Source organism: Paenibacillus sp. N119s (genome assembly GCF_059447605.1).
Map to the genome: position 1 here is coordinate 1 of NZ_JCAJRU010000335.1, position 4,133 is coordinate 4,133.

3 protein-coding genes and 1 pseudogene are annotated in these 4,133 nt (G+C 43.5%); all 4 read left to right on the top strand.

Annotated features, from left to right (window positions below):
* Positions 1-17: 17 nt before the first annotated feature.
* Positions 18-494 (top strand): glutathione peroxidase, encoded by a 477-nt coding sequence (locus AC5V8P_RS23975; RefSeq protein WP_063213823.1) that lies wholly within the window; start codon positions 18-20, stop codon positions 492-494.
* 391 nt (positions 495-885) lie between these two features.
* Positions 886-2,247 (top strand): FAD-dependent oxidoreductase, encoded by a 1,362-nt coding sequence (locus AC5V8P_RS23980; protein WP_064797757.1) that lies wholly within the window; start codon positions 886-888, stop codon positions 2,245-2,247.
* A gap of 383 nt (positions 2,248-2,630) precedes the next feature.
* Positions 2,631-3,476 (top strand): formate/nitrite transporter family protein, encoded by an 846-nt coding sequence (locus AC5V8P_RS23985; RefSeq protein ID WP_064797758.1) that lies wholly within the window; start codon positions 2,631-2,633, stop codon positions 3,474-3,476.
* A 355-nt stretch (positions 3,477-3,831) separates the two neighbouring features.
* Positions 3,832-4,133 (top strand): annotated as a pseudogene (locus AC5V8P_RS23990) (molybdopterin oxidoreductase family protein); the annotation flags it as partial.

Sequence of the window (4,133 nt, forward strand, 5' to 3'; positions counted from 1 at the left end):
ATGAAGGAGGATGCTGTGTGTCTGTCTATTCATATAATGCCGTAACACCAGCCAATCAGGAGGTTTCTCTGGAAACTTACACAGGTAAAGTGCTGGTGATTGCCAATACCGCTAGTAAGTGTGGACTTACCCCGCAATACGGGGAGTTGCAAAAGCTTTATGATGAATATAAGGATCGGGGCTTCGTAGTTTTAGGTTTCCCTTGCAACCAATTTGGTGGCCAGGAGCCAGGCAGCAGCGAGGAAGCGGCTGAATTTTGCCAATTGAATTACGGGGTTAATTTCCCGGTATTCGCCAAAGTGGATGTGAACGGACCGGATACAGCAGCTCTGTTTGAATATTTGAAGAAACAGCAGCCTGGCGAACAGGAAGATGGAACAATTCAGTGGAATTTTACAAAATTCATTGTGAATCGTGAGGGTGTGCCTGTGGCGCGTTTTGAGCCTAAGGAGTCACCGGAAGCGATGAGAGCTGCCATTGAGCAGTTGTTATAATAGCTTCGTCTATTTAAACTAATGTATGTTTAACAAGGTCTGGTTTCCGCCTGTCTCGGGGAAACGGACCTTTTTTTATTTCTACATACGCGTTTGCCTAATGATTGACGCATCTTGTGAGAGTCTATTTTAAGGGCATAAACAGGGGGTACATAGGGAAAACTGAATGGAGCTAAAAACAAGATTTCAGCAAACGACTGAGTTCAGCTATCCTTGTCTTTTAAAATGTGGACAAACTGTGAATAAAATAGAAAGCTATTGTAATGTGAAAAACATCACACTATAATGAGCGTATGAAGTGAAATAAATCACAAAGAATAACGAGTCGCTTAAGTGAAAGTATTCACAATTATTATACATTTTATGCCCACACACCAAGGAGGAATTCAACATGAAAGTAGCAGTTATCGGATGTACACACGCAGGTACGGCAGCCATTGTCAACACAGCTAAATGTTATCCAGATGCCGAAATTACGGTCTATGAGCGTAATGACAATATTTCATTTTTATCTTGTGGTATTGCACTGTACGTCGGTGGTGTCGTCAAAGATCCGCACGGATTGTTTTATTCTTCCCCAGATCAACTGGCTGACATGGGTGTAGTGACCAAGATGCTTCATGAAGTAACGAGTGTGGATACGATTGGCAAAACGCTGCATGCACGCAATCTCCAAACAGGTGAGGAATTTACCGACACATTTGATAAATTGATTGTAACTACCGGGTCGTGGCCAATTATTCCGAAGCTGGAAGGTATTGAACTTGATCATATTTTGCTCTGTAAAAACTATAATCATTCGAATGAAATCATTGAGAAAGCTCAGCACGTACAGAACATTACAGTCGTCGGAGCCGGATACATTGGGGTTGAATTGGTAGAAGCTTTCCAAATGAACGGCAAAAACGTAACGCTGATCGACAGTGCTGATCGTATATTGAATAAATATCTGGACCATGAGTATACAGACCGAATTGAAAATTCCCTGAGAGAACATGGCATTAAGCTGGTACTTGGCGAGACAGTAAGTCGTTTTGAGGGGACTAATGGTAAAGTGAGCAAGGTTGTGACCTCCAAAGGAGAATATGAAACAGAGCTTGTTATACTTTGTATCGGTTTCCGGCCTCAAACGGATCTGCTGAAAGGTCAGGTAGATATGTTGCCTAACGGTGCGATTATCGTAGACAATTATATGCAAAGTAGCTGCCCGGACGTGTTTGCAGCAGGCGACAGTTGTGCAATTCGATATAATCCGACTGGCAAAACAGCGTATATTCCGTTAGCGACCAATGCGGTTCGTATGGGTACGCTGGTGGCGCGCAATCTGGTACAGCCGACCATTGCCTACATGGGCACACAAGGAACTTCGGGTATCAAAATTTACGAAGATAATATTGCAGGAACAGGAATGACAGAAGCCGCAGCAATAGACGAGGGTATGACTGTAGAAGCTGTAACAATCGAGGACAGCTATCGTCCTGAGTTTATGCCTACCTCTGAAAAGGTGCTGCTGAAAGTTGTATATGAGCAGGGGACTCGAAGAATTGTCGGGGCCCAAATTATGTCGAAGGTGGATTTGACGCAATCCATTAACACACTGTCTGTAGCGATTCAAAATCATATGACCATTGACCAGTTGGCTTTTGTCGATTTCTTCTTCCAGCCGCACTATAACAAACCTTGGAATTTCCTGAACGCGGCAGGTTTGCAAGCATTGCCTACGATATCGGAACGAAATCCAGTTACTGTATAATTTAATTTGTCTGTGACATTGTTCATAAGTTTGTCAACAATCTGAAGCGTATAGATGAATCCTTATAGTACAATATAGAGAGCATAAGGATTAGGGGGAGAAGTAGATAATGGGTTTGTTTTATATCCTTTTTCTTGTAGTTGTCGCAGCCGTCGGTCTGGGCGGAGTTCTTTGGTTCTTGAGAGCCCTTGAAAAGGAAGAATATAATTAAATGTAAAGCGCATTAGTAGCGCAGTAGATGTAATCATACAGAAAAACAGTCCTTTTAGGAGGGCTGTTTTTTTTATATCCGACAAAGTGATTTTTTTCACAAACATAATCACTGATTTTAAATAAAATATGAAAGAAGAATATTTTAAAAGATATTAAAGGAGCGGGGGCAGATGGCAAGCTATAAACCGGGGCAAATCGCCGAGAAGACGGTGGAAACAGGAGTGGCCAAAGCGAACAACCCGTGGACTGTGGCGGTGGTATTGGGATTTTTGGCAGGTGCATTTATTGCACTCGGGTTTTTGCTGGATATACGTGTTATTGCAAGTGCACCTAAAGAGTGGGGAAGCATTGCTACCTTTATTGGAGCTGCGGTGTTCCCTGTAGGTCTGATATTAGTTTTGGTCGCTGGTGGCGAATTGCTGACTGGCAATATGATGGCAGTTCCTTTGGCGAGATGGGCAGGACGAATCAAGACAGGAACCATGCTTCGTAATTTGGCGATTATTACGCTCAGTAATTTTGCAGGTGCCATATTTGTTGCGTTTTTCTTTGGGCATGTTCTGGGCTTGACAGAAACAGGTCCTTATCTGGACAAAGTCGTGGATATGGCAGGACATAAGCTGGATGAAAGCTTTTTACAGTCTTTTATATCAGGTATAGGATGTAACTGGCTCGTAGCACTGGCTGTATGGCTGGCATACAGTACAGACTCCATTGGTGGCAAAATTATGGGGATTTGGTTCCCGACCATGGCCTTTGTTGCCATTGGATTTCAGCACGTTGTTGCCAATATGTTTCTCATTCCGGCAGCTATTTTTGCAGGTCATTTTTCGTGGGCAGCGTATGTTATGAATTTCATTCCGGTCTGGTTGGGGAATTTGGTAGGTGGTAGCCTGTTTGTGGCTGGAGCCTACTGGCTGGCCTATCTGAAGAAAACTCAAGCCAAGGTACATTCCATGAATGAATCTCAAACTACTTCTTCAGTTGCATCCAATCCGTTGAGTGACCATGCATAATTACATTGCTTTATGAAACAATGAACAAAGCAAATCCGCCATGACAGGCCCGGGGGAACGAAACCTGTCATGGCGGATTTTTTTGGGAGTGGTCCATGATTTGGCATGGAGGATGAGTGTGCTCTCGTCCATAATGCCTTGATCTCTTTTACCCTGAGTTCGTAAGAGTGAAACAGCATGATAAAAAATAATTATGATTTCTAAAATCCGTCCTGCTCTATGTAGCAGACGGATTTTTTTAATGTTTTGAGAGAGGCTGTGTGGTAAAATCCTTCTCTTGCCATAGAACAAAGCTGTAGATATGATAAGAACAGTGTAATTTTTGGAAACGGTAACGGAAAGGAGCATGAACACCATGGATCATCGCAATAGCGCGCCTCTTGAGGCCACACTTCAACATAACTTACAAAGAGGACAGCGGATGACGGAACAGCAAAACGGTATTTTTCCGGCTGTATGCCCGTTGGATTGCCCGGATACATGTGGGCTCCTGCTTCACAAGGAACATGGAAAGATAGTCAAGGTGACTGGTAATCCGGATCATCCCATTACCAAAGGGGCTATATGCAACAAAGTCCGCAATATGACCGAGCGGGTATATGATCCGGATCGGATTCTGTATCCGTTGAAGCGTGTAGGCGCCAAAGGGGAAGGGAA

What these genes read in the sequence shown, in the direction of transcription:
- AC5V8P_RS23980 (WP_064797757.1), top strand. Translation starts at nt 886, where the DNA reads ATGAAAGTAGCAGTTATCGGATGTACACACGCAGGTACGGCAGCCATT.
- AC5V8P_RS23985 (WP_064797758.1), top strand. Translation starts at nt 2,631, where the DNA reads ATGGCAAGCTATAAACCGGGGCAAATCGCCGAGAAGACGGTGGAAACA.